A 15,943-nucleotide genomic window follows, 5' to 3' on the forward strand; every position below is an offset into this window, starting at 1 on the left:
GGTAAAATAAGAGGTAAACTAACATTTTGGAGAGAAAATGAGTATAGACGATTACAGGCCCCATTTTATGGTGGAGGCTGTTTATGATTTGAAACCTGACCAACTACGTGAACACGGTATTCGTGCTGTCTTGGTCGATTTGGATAATACCTTGATTGCTTGGAACAACCCTGATGGGACTCCTGAGCTACGTGCTTGGTTAGATGAGATGACAGAGGCTGACATTCCAGTGGTTGTGGTCTCTAACAACAAACATGAACGTGTGGAACGTGCGGTTGCTAATTTCCATGTAGATTTCGTAAGTCGTGCCATGAAACCTTTTACTAAAGGTATTAATGAAGCGATTGAGCGTTACCACTTTAACCGTGACGAGGTTGTTATGGTGGGAGATCAGCTCATGACTGACATCAGAGCTAGCCACCGAGCTGGTATTCGCTCGATTTTGGTTAAGCCCTTGGTGCAATCAGATGCTTGGGTAACCAAGTTTAATCGTTGGCGTGAGCGTCGCATGTGGAAAAAAATTGAAAAAGCATATGGTCCAATGACCTTTAATAAAGGAATTTAATGGAAGAATTATTTTGTATTGGCTGTGGAGCCCAAATTCAAACAGAAGATAAAGAAAAGGTTGGTTACACACCCGCTAGTTCTATTAAAAAGGCCGAAGAAACAGGTGAGTTATACTGCCAACGCTGTTTCCGCCTTCGTCACTACAATGAAATTGTGGACGTCCACATCACTGATGACGAGTTTTTAAAATTGCTTCATGAAGTTGGAGACAGTGACGCCCTCGTTGTCAATGTTGTTGATATTTTCGATTTTAATGGATCAATCATTCCAGGCTTGTCACGCTTTGTTTCTGGTAATGATGTGCTCTTGGTCGGAAATAAAAAGGATATCCTACCTAAATCTGTTAAAGATGGTAAGGTAACTCAATGGTTGACAGAACGTGCCCATGAAGAAGGCATGCGTCCCGTGGATGTCATGTTGACGTCTGCCCAAAATCACCACGCCATTAAAGAGTTGATTCAGCGTATTGAAAAACTCCGTAAGGGTCGTGATGTTTATGTTGTCGGTGTGACGAATGTTGGTAAATCAACCTTAATTAATGCGATTATCAAGGAAATTACAGGTGATAAAGATATTATCACGACTTCACGTTTTCCTGGAACGACCCTTGATAAGATTGAAATTCCTTTGGATGATGGTACTTACATTTTTGATACACCAGGAATCATCCACCGCCACCAGATGGCACACTATCTGTCAGCCAAGGATCTCAAGTATGTTAGTCCTAAGAAGGAAATTAAGCCAAAAACTTACCAGTTAAATGCAGGCCAAACCTTATTCTTAGGCGGTCTTGGACGTTTTGACTTTATTGATGGGAATAAGCAAGGCTTTACAGCCTTCTTTGATAATAACTTGAAGCTTCATCGTACTAAACTTGAAGGCGCGGATGTCTTCTATGATAAGCATGTTGGAAGTCTTCTCATGCCTCCTGGACCAAAGGAACTGGCTGATTTTCCAAAACTTGTCCGCCACGAATTTACTATCAAAGATAAGACAGACATTGTCTTCTCAGGACTAGGCTGGATCCGTGTCCAAGGAAAAGCTGACCAACCAACCATCGTTGCCGCCTGGGCACCAGAAGGTGTTGGCGTCGTCGTACGAAAAGCGATTATTTAAACTTAATAGAGTAGTTATAAGGAATAAACATGTCATTAACATCAAAACAACGTGCCTTCCTCAAATCGGAAGCACACACTCTCAAACCTATTGTACAAATCGGGAAAAACGGTCTTAACGACCACATCAAAACTAGCGTTCGTAATGCCCTTGATGCCCGTGAATTGATCAAAGTAACCCTACTCCAAAATACTATGGAAGATATTCATGAGGTTGCTGAAATTTTGGAAGAAGAAATTGGCTGTGATACAGTCCTTAAGATTGGACGTATCTTGATTCTCTACAAAGAATCAGCTAAAAAAGAAAATCGTAAGTTATCACCAAAGGTTAAAGCCATCCAAAAATAGTTGATGACTTTTGAAACCTTAAAGGCAAAAGAACAGTTATTTAGATGATGTTTGAGTAAGAGGAGGCGTAAATGGCACTGGATCTCGTAACCCCATTTACAAAGGTTCAACTAGAAGAAGAAATCAAAGATACTGGCCGTAGGCAGGTGGGAATTTTGGGTGGAAATTTCAACCCTGTTCACAATGCTCACTTGGTTGTTGCTGACCAGGTGCGCCAGCAGTTAGGCCTTGATGAAGTTCTTCTTATGCCTGAGTTTGAGCCACCTCATGTCGATAAAAAAGAGACTATTGATGAACAACATCGCCTAAATATGCTCATGTTGGCTATTAACGGTATCGAAGGTTTGGATATTGAAACCATCGAGTTGGAGCGCAAGGGAATCAGTTATACTTATGACACCATGAAGCTTTTGACAGAGGCCAATCCTGATACGGATTATTACTTCATTATTGGTGCTGATATGGTAGACTATCTGCCTACATGGCATCGCATTGACGAACTTATCGAGATGGTCCAATTTGTGGGTGTTCAACGTCCTAAGTATAAGGCAGGAACGTCTTACCCAGTTATTTGGGTGGATGTGCCCCTTATGGATATTAGTTCGAGTGCAGTCAGGGCCTACATTAAGAAGGATCGTACACCTAACTTTATGGTGCCACAGTCTGTACTTGCCTACATCAAGAAAGCGGGGCTCTATAAATGACCTATGAAAAATATCTAGACTATTCTCGTGAAGAACTCCTTGAAAAAGTTCGAGCGGTCATGAGTCCTAAACGCTTCAATCATGTTCTGGGTGTTGAGAGAGCTGCTATTACTCTTGCTGAAAAGTACGGATATGATACTGAGCAAGCTGGCTTGGCTGGCCTCCTTCATGATTATGCCAAGGAACTTCCAGATCAGGAATTCTTGGAACTTATAGATAAATATGAGCTTGATCCTGCATTGAAAAAATGGGGAAACAATGTCTGGCATGGCATGGTTGGGATTTACAAAATCCAAGAAGATTTGGGATTGACTGATCCCGAGATTCTGCGTAGTATCGAAATCCATACCGTCGGAAGCCATGACATGTCAACCCTGGATAAGATTGTCTATGTGGCTGATTATATTGAGCATAACCGTAATTTCCCTTTGGTAGAGGAAGCTAGACAAGTAGCAGAGCAATCCTTAGATAAGGCAGTTGCTTTTGAAACAGTCCATACGGTAGAACACTTGGCCCACCAAGCTTTACCGATTTTCCCGCAAACCTTGGAAACCTATAATGTTTTTGTGCATTACTTAAAAGATTAATAACAAATTACTGGAGAATATCATTGACTAAAGAAGAATTACTTGAATTGGTTGTCAAAGCTGCTGATGAAAAGCGAGCTGAAGACATTGTTGCCCTTGATTTGTACGGCCTTACAAGCCTAACGGATTACTTTGTTATTTTGAGTGCCATGAATAGCCGTCAGTTGGAAGCTATTGCTGACAATATCCGTGAGAAAGTGAAAGAAGCGGGCCTTGACGCTAGTCACATGGAAGGTGACAACAAGGGTGGTTGGATTCTTTTGGATCTTAACGACGTCGTTGTTCACATCTTTACAGAAGATGAACGTGCTCACTATAACCTTGAAAAACTCTGGCATGAAGCACCAATGGTGGATGTGTCAGCTTATTTGGCATAAAAATTGAACTCAGTTGGCGACAACTGGGTTTTGTTGCTTCAACTAAAGATTTAATAGGAAGGATAGAGCTTTGTGTTTAGTTGGCTTGTCAACTGAACACGCACCAAAAACTGTGAGAAAAAATCAATTTCCTTTGTATCTAACGATACAGCCGAAAGTTTCCTGTTTTCTCTGTGCTTTTGACGCTCTTTGTATCTTAGAAAGGATTTGAACTCGTCCTGTAATCGTCGGAAATAGATAGCTCTATGTTAAATTATTAATATTAAAATTTATTATTTGGCGCAGTAGCTAATTGGACTCTTCATTCGCTTTTTAAGCTCGGAAGAGTAGCGAATTAGCCTTGCGGGGTGAGACAACGAACGATTTTTCTAAGAAAACTCGTTCTGTCTCACTCCCCTAATTTTCTTTCCGATTACGGGCGGACTTGGTATCATCATTATGGCTACTTATGAAACTTTTGCGGCGGTATACGACGCTGTTATGGATGATAGTCTTTACGATTTGTGGACGAATTTTTCTCTCCGTCATTTGCCAAAGACTAAGGATAAAAAGAAATTACTTGAATTGGCTTGTGGAACTGGAATTCAGTCTGTACGCTTTTCTCAAGCTGGTTTTGATGTAACTGGACTCGATTTGAGTGCTGATATGTTGAAGATTGCGGAGAAGCGTGCGTCCTCTGCCAAACAGAAAATTGACTTTATTGAAGGCAACATGTTGGATTTATCGCAAGCGGGCAAGTATGACTTTGTGACCTGCTACTCAGATTCAATCTGCTATATGCAGGACGAAGTAGAAGTCGGAGACGTGTTTAAAGAGGTTTACAATGCTCTCAATGAGGATGGCGTCTTCATCTTTGATGTGCACTCAACCTATCAGACGGATAAGGTTTTCCCTGGCTATTCCTATCATGAAAATGCAGAAGACTTTGCTATGCTCTGGGATACCTATGAGGATGCGGCACCACATTCTATTGTTCATGAATTGACCTTCTTTGTCCAAGAGGAAGATGGAAGCTTTAGCCGTCATGATGAGGTCCATGAGGAACGTACCTATGAGGTTTTGACTTACGATATCTTGTTGGAGCAGGCTGGCTTCAAATCTTTCAAACTTTACGCTGATTTCGAGGATAAGGAACCGACTGAAACTAGTGCACGTTGGTTCTTTGTGGCCCAAAAATAAGAGCTATGACAGTTACAGGTATTATTGCTGAGTTCAATCCTTTTCATAACGGCCACAAGTATCTCTTGGATCAGGCTGAAGGTGTCAAAATCGTTGCCATGTCTGGGAACTTTGTTCAGCGAGGTGAGCCAGCTATTGTGGATAAGTGGACTAGGGCTCAGATGGCTTTGGAAAATGGAGTGGACCTCGTGGTTGAGTTGCCTTTCTTGACTTCAGTCCAGTCTGCCGATTATTTTGCTGCTGGAGCTGTCGAAATCTTGTCCCGACTGGGAATTGATAGCCTTACTTTTGGCACGGAAGAAGTCCTAGACTACCAGGCTATAGCAGATGTCTATGCTGAAAATTCCGAGGAAATGGAAGCCTTTGTGGAAAGTTTGCCTAGTGATTTGTCTTATCCACAAAAGACACAAAAAATGTGGGAAAAGTTTGCTGGTGTGGATTTTACTGGCAATACCCCCAACCATATTTTAGGACTAGCCTATGCAAAAGCTTGTGCTGGTAAGGGTATTAAGTTGACTCCTATTCAGAGACAAGGAGCTGGCTATCATTCCTCAGACAAGGAAGTATCTTTCGCCTCAGCGACCAGCCTACGTCTCCACAAGCAAGACAGTGATTTTGTGGATAAGTTCATGCCCAACAGCAAACTTTTTCAGAATTCTCCACAGGTCTCTTGGGATAATTATTTCCAATTGTTGGTTTATCAGATTCTTACAAACCCTGATTTGACTAGCGTTTTCCAGGTGAATGAAGAGATTGCCAGTCGTTTAAAAGTTGCTATCCGTGAGGTTTCTTCTGTGGAGGAACTCGTGGATAAGGTGGCGACTAAACGCTATACAAAAGCACGGGTACGTCGTATTTTGACCTATATCCTAGTTGGAGCTGTGGAAAATCCTTTACCCCAGGCTGTTCATGTCCTTGGTTTTTCTCAAAAAGGGCAGTCTCATCTCAAATCTGTGAAAAAGTCTGTGGATATAGTGGCTCGGATTGGAAGGGAGCCTTGGGATATACTTACACAACAAGCGGATAATGTTTATCAATTAGGCAACCCCGAGCTTTCTCAACAAAACTTCGGACGCGTACCGATTAGAGTAAATTAGCTTTATGATAGGTCTACCCTTGGTAGGCTTTTTTACTTTTCGGAAAATATTCTTAAAAAGGTCAAAAAAGATCAAATAAAACTATTGACCTTTACTGACTAATGGTGTATGATAATCTTGTAAGGATTTAGCTTCCTTATAAATCTTGCAGCGCTAGCCTAAATCTTTGAAAAAAGATAATTATGGCTTGCCTGCAAAAAAATTTATGACAAAGGTCAAATAAAGTCAGAAAAACTATTGACTATTACTGACCAATGTTGTACAATATAAACATAAGGAAATGAAAGCCTTATGAAGGCTGTGTCAATAGCCCATATACCAATAAAAAAGGATTGCAGCTAGTCTGCAAAAATTTTCATCTAAAAGGTCAGTAAAAGTCAAAACCAAATTCTTGACCTGATCAAATGAAAGGTATATGATAAAACTATAAGGAAAAAGGCTTCCTTAATATTCAAGTTTCTTTCTGAAAAACTATTTATGGTTTCGAAAGGGGCTTGGAAGTTAGCTGTATTGAGAGATTCACAGAAAGAAGGTGGCTCTTATGCTAAATGACAATTTATTTAAGACTGAGAAAGTTCTCAGTCTCCTACCAAGAGCAAAACCTGAAATTATTAGAAGAGTAGTTAAAGCTACTAAAAATTTTTAGGATTTTGGTCAGTAAAAGTCAAATCTTACACATTAACATAAAATAACACTCAAAAGATTTCACAAGAAAACACAAAACGAGGTAATTATATGAACAACAACTTTAACAATATGGACGATCTTTTCAATCAATTGATGGGTAACATGGGTGGTTACCGTTCAGAAAACCGTCGCTACATGATTAACGGTCGTGAAGTGACACCTGAAGAATTTGCGATTTACCGTCAAACAGGTCAATTGCCTGGTAATGAAGGTGAAGCAGTCAACCCAACTCAACAACAAGGTAAAGGACCTAAACAAGATGGTATTCTTGCTAAACTTGGTCGTAACTTGACTGAAGAAGCTCGCGAAGGTAAATTGGATCCTGTTATCGGACGTAACAAAGAAATCCAAGAAGCTTGCGAAATCTTGGCTCGTCGTACCAAGAATAACCCAGTCCTTGTCGGGGACGCTGGTGTTGGTAAAACAGCCGTAGTTGAAGGTTTGGCACAAGCCATCGTAAATGGTGATGTCCCAGCTGCTATCAAGAACAAAGAAATCATCTCAATCGATATTTCTGGACTTGAAGCTGGTACTCAATACCGTGGTAGCTTTGAAGAAAACATTCAAAACTTGGTGAATGAAGTCAAAGAAGCTGGAAATATCATCCTCTTCTTCGATGAAATCCACCAAATTCTTGGTGCTGGAAGCACTGGCGATGGTCAAGGATCTAAAGGTCTTGCTGATATCTTGAAACCTGCTCTTTCACGTGGTGAATTGACAGTGATTGGTGCAACAACTCAAGATGAATACCGTAACACTATCTTGAAGAACGCAGCTCTTGCTCGTCGTTTCAATGAAGTTAAGGTTAATGCTCCATCTGCTGAAGATACCTTCAAGATTCTCCAAGGTATTCGTGATCTTTATGAAAAACACCACAATGTTATCTTGCCAGATGATGTTTTGAAAGCAGCGGTAGATTTCTCTGTCCAATACATTCCACAACGTAGCTTGCCAGATAAGGCTATCGACCTTGTCGATGTAACAGCTGCTCACTTGGCTGCTCAACATCCAGTGACTGATGTGAATGCTGTTGAACATGAAATCGAAGAAGAAAAAGCTAAACAAGAAGCTGCAGCTGCCAAAGAAGACTACGAGGCAGCTCTAAACGCTAAGGTTCGTATTGAAGAACTTGAAAAGAAAATTGCTAACCATACAGAAGACCTTAAAGTCACTGCAACTGTTAATGATGTGGCTGAATCTGTAGAACGTATGACTGGTATTCCAGTGTCACAAATGGGTGCAACTGATATCGAACGTTTGAAAGATATGGGTCACCGTTTGCAAACTAAGGTTATCGGTCAAGATAAAGCCGTTGAAGCAGTGGCACGTGCCATCCGTCGTAACCGTGCAGGATTTGACGAAGGTAACCGTCCAATTGGTAGCTTCCTCTTTGTAGGACCTACGGGTGTTGGTAAAACTGAGTTGGCTAAACAATTGGCTCTTGATATGTTCGGAACTAAAGATGCTATCATCCGTTTGGACATGTCAGAATACAGCGACCGCACAGCCGTTTCTAAATTGATTGGTACAACAGCTGGTTATGTTGGTTATGATGACAATAGCAATACTTTGACAGAACGTGTTCGCCGTAACCCTTACTCAATTGTCCTTCTTGACGAAATTGAAAAGGCTGACCCTCAAGTGATTACACTTCTCCTCCAAGTTTTGGACGATGGCCGTTTGACAGATGGTCAAGGTAACACTGTAAACTTCAAGAATACTGTGATTATCGCAACTTCAAACGCTGGTTTTGGTTACGAAGCTAACTTGACAGAAGATGCTGATAAACCAGAACTTATGGATCGTTTGAAACCTTACTTCCGTCCAGAATTCCTTAACCGTTTCAATGCTGTCATCGAATTCTCACACTTGAGCAAAGAAGACCTTTCTAAGATTGTAGACCTTATGCTGGTTGAAGTTAACAAGACTCTTTCTAAGAAAGACATTGACTTGGCAGTTAGCGAAGCTGCTAAAGAATACATGACTGAAGAAGGCTACGATGAAGTCATGGGTGTTCGTCCACTCCGTCGTGTGGTTGAACAACAAATCCGTGACAAAGTCACAGACTTCCACTTGGATAACCTTGATGCTAAACACCTAGAAGCTGATATGGAAGATGGTGTCTTGGTTATCAAAGAAAAAGATGCTAAATAAAAAGCATAAAACCTCCTAATCCTATTTATGAAGCAGAGATGTTAGACGTCTCTGCTTTTTTATGTTCTTTATTGATACTTTGCTTAAGTGATGACGGACGTCAGAGACCGACTTCGTCGTTCCGTAACTAGATTATTTTAAGACTTTTAGCACAGAGGAAAGTCTTGTTTTGTGTATAGCTGTGATTTCCATGTTTATTCTTAATTTTAAAATGAGATGAAATTATAATAATCTTATGAATAGTTAAAAATATATTTTATTTTCAAGAACATGTTGACAATATATATATATATATATAATATTTATGGAAAATTAAATTTAGGTTAGGGATTCTTATGAAAAAGAAAAATTGTTTATTTACATTTTCAGTGATTTTACTATCTATAGCACTAACAGGTTGTTCGGCTAGTAAAAACTTAATAAATACTGCAAAAAACATTTCAGGAGGCGTTACAAGTAAATCTTCAAGTTCTTCAACAACATCAAGCTCTTCAAGTTCTGTAAGTTCAAGTAATTTTAACCCTCAGGACACATCTGATGCCACAATTGGGAGTATTTCAACCTATAACGACTATCTAACGATGTATTCAAAAATTGTTGATGAATATCTAACGAATTATCAAAATGCTGTCGCTGGTACAGTACTAGATGATGCAAATACAATTGAGCAAATGAAACAAGAAACATTGAAATCTTTGGAAGAACAGAAGAAAGAATACGGTGCGATGGGAAACACGAAGATTATTGGTAAAGATAGTCTAGTTGAATTTTTGAAAAATTACCGTAATGGATTGAAGGAATATATAAATAATATTTCAACCCAAATTCAATAATATAATTAAGGAGATTAAATGAAAACAAAAACATTAGCCGTAACAAATGGAGTAGTAGGACTAATCGGAGGAATCTTTCTTCTTTTTGCAGTCTGGTTTATTTTAGGTGTAGCATCTTCGGGATCAGAAGCTGCGACTGGATTAATGACTTTGTTTGTATATCTTGTAAAGCTAGCACTACTAGTACTTGGAATAGTTGGTGCTGTATATTATAAAGGGGATACACCGGTAGGAACTGCTCCTAGTGTACTTTTGATTGTTGGAGGATCGATTTCTCTTATTCCTTTCTTGGGATGGATTGGCGGAATCTTAGGAATAATCGGTGGCTCCTTGTATCTAGCAAGCCTGAAAAAATTTCTTTAATAGTTGAATATGAGAAAATTATTTCAAGGAGTGTAAAATGGATTTATTTTGGCCAATGTTTTTCTTTATGGCATTCGTGGTAATTATCATGATTTTTGCTACAATTTCAGAGGTAATCAATAAATTAGGTAATATAGCAAAATGGCTCGGTTTAGGAGCGATAGCAGGAAATGTGATAAATAATAAAATTAATTCAGACACTGCTATAAAACAAGGTAGGACTTGGAGGAAAAGTCGAAAACATCGTAATAACGGATTTTTAGACGATTTTGAAGAGTTTATCTCACCATCTTATGAATCAGATGAAAAGCATGATTTGTCTGATGAAGAGAGTTTTAGAGAATATCAAGAATTTAAAAAGTGGAAAGCAACTCAAAAAGGTAAGTAGCGTAGGCTACTTACCTTTATTCTTTATCCTCACCTTGATACTTTTGCAAGTGTTCTTGGATGATGCTGAGTCGGGGTTCTAGGTCTTTTTGAAAGACACGTGTTTTATAGCTGAGGTCTTGTTTGATGTCATCAAGCACAAGGTTTTGTTCCTTGATGATGTCAAGGTTACGTTTGATTCTGTCCAAATCGTGAGAAATATTTTCTCGAGATTGGTTGAGGTCTAGGATTTCCTCTTTGATGTCTTCACGTCGTTTATAGGCGTAGTAGGCACCATAGACGAGGGCTCCAAGAGCTAGATAGCGTCCGATTTTCATTCTGTTACCTCTTTAGCAATGCTGTCAGCAAGGCTAGCCAAGGCAGCGAAGTCTGGTTCGTGTTCATCAAAGCTCATGTGGATACCGTCGTCTGCACCGTAACGAGGAACGAGATGAATATGAGCGTGGAAGACGGTTTGTCCAGCAACTTCTTCGTTGTTGTTAAGGACATTCATTCCGATAGCTTTTGTTGCTTTTTGGACGGCACGGGCAATTTTTGGAACACGGCTAAAGACAGTCTCAGCAGTATCTGCAGACATTTCCAAAATGTTGCGGACGTGTTCTTTAGGAATAACCAAGGTATGTCCTTTTGTAGCTTGTGAAATGTCGAGGAAGGCTAGGACCTTGTCGTCCTCGTAGACTTTTGATGATGGGATTTCCCCAGATATAATTTGACAGAAAATACAATTATCCATAATAACGACCTTTCCATGAGTTTTTGTTATAATAGATTATATCATACCAAAGAGAGAAAAGATAATGCTTAAATTAGAAAAGGTGACGGGTGGTTACGCTAATATTCCCGTCCTAAAAGATGTGACCTTTGAGGTGGCTGATGGTGAATTGGTTGGTCTCATTGGTCTTAATGGTGCTGGAAAATCAACAACAATTAACGAGATTATTGGTCTTTTAACACCTTATGGGGGACAGATTGCCATTGATGGGTTAACCATTCAGCAAGATCCAGCCAGCTATCGTCAGAAGATTGGCTATATTCCTGAAACGCCAAGTCTCTATGAAGAGTTGACGCTTCGTGAACATTTGGAAACAGTGTTGATGGCCTATGGTCTTGATGTGACTGAGGGGATGGCACGTGCGGACAAGTACCTCAAACTCTTTCGCTTAGATGAAAAATTGGACTGGTTCCCGACTCAGTTTTCAAAGGGAATGAAGCAGAAGGTCATGATTATCTGTGCCTTTATTGTTGGTCCAAGTCTTCTCATTGTTGATGAGCCCTTCCTAGGTTTGGATCCCTTGGCGATTTCGGACTTGATCGAGCTTTTGGCTGAGGAAAAAGCTAAGGGCAAGGCAATTCTCATGTCTACACACGTTTTGGATTCGGCTGAAAAGATGTGTGACCGATTTGTGATTTTGCACCATGGGCAGGTCTTGGCTCAGGGAACTCTTGAGGAGCTCCGTCAGACTTTTGGCGATGAGAGTGCCAGTCTTAACGATATTTACATGCAGTTAACTAAGGGAGAATTGTCATGATAGCTGAGCTTTTTAGGGAGCGTAGCAAGCGATTCAATACCCGTTGTGCTAAGTATAGTCGCTACGTCTTTAATGACCACTTTATCTTGGTTCTTCTCTTTTTGTTGGGTTTTGTCTTGGTTCAGTATAGCCAGTTGCTTCGACATTTTCCAAAGAATCCGTGGGCAATTGTCCTGGGCCTGCTTGTACTTTGTCTTTTCCTTCCTTTCTGGGGGAACATTGCCACCTATTTAGAGCCTGCTGACAAGCACTATCTCTTGGTGAAGGAAGAAGAAGTGCTAAACCATGTTAAGAAGGCAACAGGACGTGCTTTTAGATTTTGGGTACTCATCCAAACCCTTATTTTTATCTTGTTCGTTCCACTTTTTTTAGCCTTGGGGCTTCCAGTTTGGGGAGTTATCCTTGTAGCTGTGGCTCTGGCTATTCTTAAGTACTTTATTTTCCAGAAAAAGGCTCAACCTTTTTATAAACAGTCTGGCCTGAATTGGACTGAGGCTATTGCAGGAGAAAATAAGCGTCAACAATCGATTCTGAAGTTCTTTTCACTCTTTACCAATGTTAAGGGAATTACATCGAGTGTTAAACGCCGTGCTTATTTGGATGCTATTCTCAAACGTACAAAGAAAGACAAGGAACATACCTGGTACAATCTTTACCTAAGAGCCTTCTTGCGTTCTGGAGATTACTTTGCCCTTAGTTTACGTCTGTTTGCCCTAACACTTTTAGTTATCTTTTTGGTTCCTGAAAAATGGTTGGCTATGGTGCTTGTGGTTGTTTTTGACTACCTTTTGCTCTTCCAGCTCACGGCGCTTAAATCGCACTTTGCTTATCAGAGAATGGCTAACCTTATGCCAGTTGGAAAAGACATGCAGGTGAGCAATCTTAAACGCTTGATTACACAGATTGTACTTGTGTTGACTCTGGTACAGGCTATTTGTCTCTTCGACTTTAAATTTAGCCTGATTCTGGTTGTAGTTATGCTAGTTTTGAGCCTTGTTTACCTACCAGCCAAGCTTAAGAAGATGATTGACTAACACCTATTAAATAAGTTAAAATAGAAGCAAATGACTAAAGAAAAAGGAGATGCCTAGGTGACATCAACAGATAAAGATTTGAGCCTGACTCCTCTCAAAGGAAATAGTGGTAAGGCCTATATGGGAACTTACCCAAACGGAGATCGCGTCTTTGTGAAGATGAATACAACACCAATCTTGGCAGCTCTTGCCAAGGAACAGATTGCGCCCCAGCTCTTGTGGGCTAAGCGTCTGGGAAATGGTGACATGATGAGTGCACAGGAGTGGCTTGATGGTCGTATTTTGACCAAACATGACATGAATAGTAAACAGATTATCCAAATTCTTGGTAATTTGCACCGCTCTAAACACTTGGTTAATCAACTTTTGCAGTTGGATTATCATATTGAAAATCCTTTTGATCTTCTGCACGAATGGGAGGAAAATGCTGCCTACCAATTGCGTGAGAATGGCTTCCTTCAAGGCGTTGTTAGAGATTTGAAACGTCATCTTCCAGAGTTTCGTGCGGAAATTGCAACAATTGTTCATGGAGATGCTCGTCATAGTAACTTTGTTATCACAACCTCAGGATTGATTTATTTGGTTGATTGGGATTCGGTACGTCTAACAGATCGTATGTATGATGTGGCGCAGATTCTCAGCCATTACATTCCATTGGCACATTGGCCACAGTGGTTGTCATACTATGGTTATAAGAACAACGACCTTGTGATGGACAAGATTTACTGGTATGGACAATTTTCATATTTGACACAGATTTCCAAATTCTTTGATAGTCGTGATATGGAACATGCCAACCGAGAGATTTATGAACTTCGTAAATTCAGAGAGACCTTGCACAGGTATTAGAAAGTAGACATGCGAGTTAGAAAACGTAAGGGTGCAGAGGAACACCTAGCGAATCATCCTCAATACGTTATCCTTGAGCCAGAGGCTGCTAAAGGTAAGTGGCATGAGCTTTTTGGTAATGACAACCCTATCCATATCGAGGTAGGATCTGGTAAAGGGGCCTTCATTACTGGTATGGCCCAACAAAACCCTGACATCAACTACATTGGTATTGATATTCAGCTGTCTGTATTGAGCTATGCCTTGGATAAGGTTTTGGCTTCGGGTGCTGAAAATGTCAAGCTCTTGCGCGTGGATGGTTCAGCCTTGACCAATTATTTTGAAGATGGCGAAGTGGATATGATGTATCTGAATTTCTCAGATCCATGGCCTAAGAGTCGCCACGAGAAACGTCGTTTGACTTACAAGACTTTCCTAGATACTTATAAGCAAATTTTGCCTGAAAATGGAGAGATTCACTTTAAGACCGATAACCGTGGACTTTTCGAGTATAGTTTGACTAGTTTTTCACAGTATGGAATGGTTCTCAACAAAGTTTGGTTGGACCTTCATGCCAGTGATTATGAAGGCAACGTCATGACTGAGTACGAGCGTAAATTCTCAGAAAAAGGTCAGGTCATCTACCGAGTAGAGGCTCAGTTTAAAAATTAACTCTTGAAAGCTTGATAAAAATAACGATTAGCCTATTATCGCTAATCGTTTAATGTGGAGAGGTCGCATAGAGGCCGAGTGCGCACGCTTGGAAAGCGTGTAGTCCTTAACGGGGCTCGGGGGTTCGAATCCCCTCCTCTCCTTTGAGTAATAGACAAAAGGTCCCTTCTATGACAGAAGAGACCTTTTTGTTGTCGTTAATTGAAAAATCTTCCTAGTCCCAAGGGCTCTGAATGCCTGCTACCCAACCAGTACAGAGGGCGCTAGTGATATTAAAACCGCCGGTATGGGCATTGATATCAAGGACCTCTCCTGCGAAATGTAGGTGAGGGACTTTTTTACTTTCTAGGGTCTTGGGATTAATTTCCTTAAGGTCAACGCCACCTTTAGTCACAAAGGATTTGGCAAGTGACATTTTACCTGTGATTGGAATTTCCATGTCCTTAAGCTGACTGATAATGTTTTCCAAGTCTTTGGGGTGCAGTTGTTTAACCTTGCTATCAGCCTTATCTTCTGTCAGGAATTCAGCAACACGCTCAGGCACAAGCGCTTTGAGGGTGTTTTTGACAGATTTCTCACGGTTTTCCTCGAAGTAAGTCTTGAGATTATCTTGGTTTTGGTTGGGAAGAAAGTCCAGGTGAGCGATCTCACCACCCTTAACAAAGCTGGAAAGACGTAGGGCAGCTGGTCCAGATAGGCCAAAATGGGTGAAAAGAAGATCGTGGGTAATCTTGTGTTTGCCATAGGACAGAGTGACATCGTCAAGAGAAATTCCCTGTAAAGCCTTGTGTGGAAAGTCGGTTAGGAGTGGACTTTCCGCAGCTTCAAGATCAGTGACATGGAGCTTAAAATGGCGGGCAATATCGTGTCCAAAACCAGTTGAACCAGTCGATGGGTAAGATTTTCCTCCAGTTGTGACGATGAGTTTATCACTGGTAAAAGTCTGGTCTGAAGACTTAACTTGGAATTGCTCATCAACTTTTTTGACAGAGACAACTTCTGTATTGGTAAGGAGGCTAGCACCCAGTTCCTGAATTTTATTTTCCAGAGCTTGGATGATGGTCCGTGATTTATCTGTCTTAGGGAAGACACGTCCGTGATCCTCAACCTTTAGTTTGACACCATTGTCCTCGAAAAAAGCAATGATATCGTGGTTATCAAATTGTGAAAAGACGCTATAGAGGAAACGTCCATTACCAGGAATGCCTGCTAGAAGATCGTCTAAAGTCCCATTGTTAGTAACATTACAACGTCCACCACCAGTACCAGCCAGCTTCTTTCCGAGACGTTTGTTTTTTTCAATTAGGAGGGTTTGTTGGCCATAGAAGGCTGAGGAGATGGTTGCCATCATGCCAGCAGGTCCCCCACCAATAACGATAGTATCAAAATGTTTCATGACCTTATTTTAGCATAATTTAAAAAGGGAGAATAGTTAGTAAATAGTCAGTTTTTTTAGACAATTTATGTTAGAATAGGAATAGA

19 protein-coding genes and 1 tRNA gene are annotated in these 15,943 nt (G+C 40.5%); 17 read left to right on the plus strand and 3 right to left on the minus strand.

Annotated features, from left to right (window positions below):
• Positions 1-37: 37 nt before the first annotated feature.
• From RDY04_RS04100 to RDY04_RS04155, 12 genes are all read left to right on the plus strand, one after another.
• Positions 38-565: a YqeG family HAD IIIA-type phosphatase gene (locus RDY04_RS04100; RefSeq protein WP_002884676.1), complete on the plus strand. Its 528-nt coding sequence runs from the start codon at positions 38-40 to the stop codon at positions 563-565.
• Positions 565-1,683: a ribosome biogenesis GTPase YqeH gene (gene yqeH / locus RDY04_RS04105; protein ID WP_303951811.1), complete on the plus strand. Its 1,119-nt coding sequence runs from the start codon at positions 565-567 to the stop codon at positions 1,681-1,683. Before RDY04_RS04100 ends, yqeH begins: the two co-directional genes overlap by 1 nt.
• Before the next feature lie 29 nt (positions 1,684-1,712).
• On the plus strand, positions 1,713-2,030 hold the full coding sequence (yhbY, locus tag RDY04_RS04110) for a ribosome assembly RNA-binding protein YhbY (RefSeq protein WP_002884193.1): 318 nt from the start codon (positions 1,713-1,715) through the stop codon (positions 2,028-2,030).
• A gap of 71 nt (positions 2,031-2,101) precedes the next feature.
• Positions 2,102-2,734 (plus strand): nicotinate-nucleotide adenylyltransferase, encoded by a 633-nt coding sequence (locus RDY04_RS04115; RefSeq protein WP_295493331.1) that lies wholly within the window; start codon positions 2,102-2,104, stop codon positions 2,732-2,734.
• Positions 2,731-3,321: a bis(5'-nucleosyl)-tetraphosphatase (symmetrical) YqeK gene (yqeK, locus tag RDY04_RS04120; protein ID WP_303951817.1), complete on the plus strand. Its 591-nt coding sequence runs from the start codon at positions 2,731-2,733 to the stop codon at positions 3,319-3,321. Before RDY04_RS04115 ends, yqeK begins: the two co-directional genes overlap by 4 nt.
• Before the next feature lie 23 nt (positions 3,322-3,344).
• Positions 3,345-3,698 carry a ribosome silencing factor gene (gene rsfS / locus RDY04_RS04125; RefSeq protein ID WP_014632696.1) on the plus strand — a complete coding sequence of 118 codons (354 nt, stop codon included), beginning with the start codon at positions 3,345-3,347 and terminating at the stop codon, positions 3,696-3,698.
• Between the two features lie 438 nt (positions 3,699-4,136).
• Entirely contained in the window at positions 4,137-4,877 is a 741-nt protein-coding gene (locus RDY04_RS04130) for a class I SAM-dependent methyltransferase (RefSeq protein WP_303951822.1), read from the plus strand.
• Positions 4,878-4,882: 5 nt separating this feature from the next.
• On the plus strand, positions 4,883-5,974 hold the full coding sequence (locus RDY04_RS04135) for a nucleotidyltransferase (protein ID WP_303951823.1): 1,092 nt from the start codon (positions 4,883-4,885) through the stop codon (positions 5,972-5,974).
• Positions 5,975-6,709: 735 nt separating this feature from the next.
• Positions 6,710-8,815 (plus strand): AAA family ATPase, encoded by a 2,106-nt coding sequence (locus RDY04_RS04140; RefSeq protein WP_070850081.1) that lies wholly within the window; start codon positions 6,710-6,712, stop codon positions 8,813-8,815.
• A 335-nt stretch (positions 8,816-9,150) separates the two neighbouring features.
• On the plus strand, positions 9,151-9,648 hold the full coding sequence (locus RDY04_RS04145; RefSeq protein WP_303951829.1) for a hypothetical protein: 498 nt from the start codon (positions 9,151-9,153) through the stop codon (positions 9,646-9,648).
• An 18-nt stretch (positions 9,649-9,666) separates the two neighbouring features.
• Positions 9,667-10,011, plus strand: coding sequence for a hypothetical protein (locus tag RDY04_RS04150; protein WP_303951831.1), 345 nt, complete (start codon positions 9,667-9,669; stop codon positions 10,009-10,011).
• A 37-nt stretch (positions 10,012-10,048) separates the two neighbouring features.
• The gene (locus RDY04_RS04155) at positions 10,049-10,399 is read left to right on the plus strand and encodes a ribonuclease (RefSeq protein WP_303951835.1); all 351 of its coding nucleotides are present in this window, start codon (positions 10,049-10,051) and stop codon (positions 10,397-10,399) included.
• Positions 10,400-10,415: 16 nt separating this feature from the next.
• Here the strand turns inward: RDY04_RS04155 and RDY04_RS04160 are convergent, their stop codons facing one another.
• Entirely contained in the window at positions 10,416-10,715 is a 300-nt protein-coding gene (locus tag RDY04_RS04160; RefSeq protein WP_303951838.1) for a hypothetical protein, read from the minus strand.
• Positions 10,712-11,131 carry an HIT family protein gene (locus RDY04_RS04165; protein ID WP_303951842.1) on the minus strand — a complete coding sequence of 140 codons (420 nt, stop codon included), beginning with the start codon at positions 11,129-11,131 and terminating at the stop codon, positions 10,712-10,714. The genes RDY04_RS04160 and RDY04_RS04165 overlap by 4 nt, the downstream gene beginning before the upstream one ends.
• A gap of 64 nt (positions 11,132-11,195) precedes the next feature.
• On the opposite strand from RDY04_RS04165, the gene RDY04_RS04170 reads away from it, so the two are divergent.
• The 5 genes from RDY04_RS04170 to RDY04_RS04190 all read left to right on the plus strand — a co-directional run bounded on the left by RDY04_RS04170 (position 11,196) and on the right by RDY04_RS04190 (position 14,604).
• Positions 11,196-11,927, plus strand: a complete 732-nt coding sequence (locus tag RDY04_RS04170) for an ABC transporter ATP-binding protein (protein ID WP_303951845.1) — start codon at positions 11,196-11,198, stop codon at positions 11,925-11,927.
• Entirely contained in the window at positions 11,927-12,961 is a 1,035-nt protein-coding gene (locus RDY04_RS04175; RefSeq protein ID WP_374110366.1) for an ABC transporter permease, read from the plus strand. The genes RDY04_RS04170 and RDY04_RS04175 overlap by 1 nt, the downstream gene beginning before the upstream one ends.
• Positions 12,962-13,018: 57 nt before the next feature.
• On the plus strand, positions 13,019-13,810 hold the full coding sequence (gene ccrZ, locus RDY04_RS04180; RefSeq protein ID WP_295496680.1) for a cell cycle regulator CcrZ: 792 nt from the start codon (positions 13,019-13,021) through the stop codon (positions 13,808-13,810).
• Between the two features lie 9 nt (positions 13,811-13,819).
• Positions 13,820-14,461: a tRNA (guanosine(46)-N7)-methyltransferase TrmB gene (trmB, locus tag RDY04_RS04185; protein ID WP_303951854.1), complete on the plus strand. Its 642-nt coding sequence runs from the start codon at positions 13,820-13,822 to the stop codon at positions 14,459-14,461.
• A 56-nt stretch (positions 14,462-14,517) separates the two neighbouring features.
• A tRNA-Ser gene (locus tag RDY04_RS04190) sits at positions 14,518-14,604 on the plus strand.
• 71 nt (positions 14,605-14,675) lie between these two features.
• Here RDY04_RS04190 and RDY04_RS04195 read toward each other — a convergent pair.
• Entirely contained in the window at positions 14,676-15,857 is a 1,182-nt protein-coding gene (locus RDY04_RS04195; protein WP_303951856.1) for an NAD(P)/FAD-dependent oxidoreductase, read from the minus strand.
• Positions 15,858-15,943 lie beyond the last annotated feature (86 nt).

This window comes from uncultured Streptococcus sp. (genome assembly GCF_902463925.1).
Taxonomy (GTDB): domain Bacteria; phylum Bacillota; class Bacilli; order Lactobacillales; family Streptococcaceae; genus Streptococcus.

Coding starts and splice junctions, on each gene's coding strand:
- RDY04_RS04100 (WP_002884676.1), top strand. CDS start 38: ATGAGTATAGACGATTACAGGCCCCATTTTATGGTGGAGGCTGTTTAT.
- yqeH (WP_303951811.1), top strand. CDS start 565: ATGGAAGAATTATTTTGTATTGGCTGTGGAGCCCAAATTCAAACAGAA.
- yhbY (WP_002884193.1), top strand. CDS start 1,713: ATGTCATTAACATCAAAACAACGTGCCTTCCTCAAATCGGAAGCACAC.
- RDY04_RS04115 (WP_295493331.1), top strand. CDS start 2,102: ATGGCACTGGATCTCGTAACCCCATTTACAAAGGTTCAACTAGAAGAA.
- yqeK (WP_303951817.1), top strand. CDS start 2,731: ATGACCTATGAAAAATATCTAGACTATTCTCGTGAAGAACTCCTTGAA.
- RDY04_RS04130 (WP_303951822.1), top strand. CDS start 4,137: ATGGCTACTTATGAAACTTTTGCGGCGGTATACGACGCTGTTATGGAT.
- RDY04_RS04135 (WP_303951823.1), top strand. CDS start 4,883: ATGACAGTTACAGGTATTATTGCTGAGTTCAATCCTTTTCATAACGGC.
- RDY04_RS04140 (WP_070850081.1), top strand. CDS start 6,710: ATGAACAACAACTTTAACAATATGGACGATCTTTTCAATCAATTGATG.
- RDY04_RS04145 (WP_303951829.1), top strand. CDS start 9,151: ATGAAAAAGAAAAATTGTTTATTTACATTTTCAGTGATTTTACTATCT.
- RDY04_RS04150 (WP_303951831.1), top strand. CDS start 9,667: ATGAAAACAAAAACATTAGCCGTAACAAATGGAGTAGTAGGACTAATC.
- RDY04_RS04155 (WP_303951835.1), top strand. CDS start 10,049: ATGGATTTATTTTGGCCAATGTTTTTCTTTATGGCATTCGTGGTAATT.
- RDY04_RS04160 (WP_303951838.1), bottom strand. CDS start 10,715: ATGAAAATCGGACGCTATCTAGCTCTTGGAGCCCTCGTCTATGGTGCC.
- RDY04_RS04165 (WP_303951842.1), bottom strand. CDS start 11,131: ATGGATAATTGTATTTTCTGTCAAATTATATCTGGGGAAATCCCATCA.
- RDY04_RS04170 (WP_303951845.1), top strand. CDS start 11,196: ATGCTTAAATTAGAAAAGGTGACGGGTGGTTACGCTAATATTCCCGTC.
- trmB (WP_303951854.1), top strand. CDS start 13,820: ATGCGAGTTAGAAAACGTAAGGGTGCAGAGGAACACCTAGCGAATCAT.
- RDY04_RS04195 (WP_303951856.1), bottom strand. CDS start 15,857: ATGAAACATTTTGATACTATCGTTATTGGTGGGGGACCTGCTGGCATG.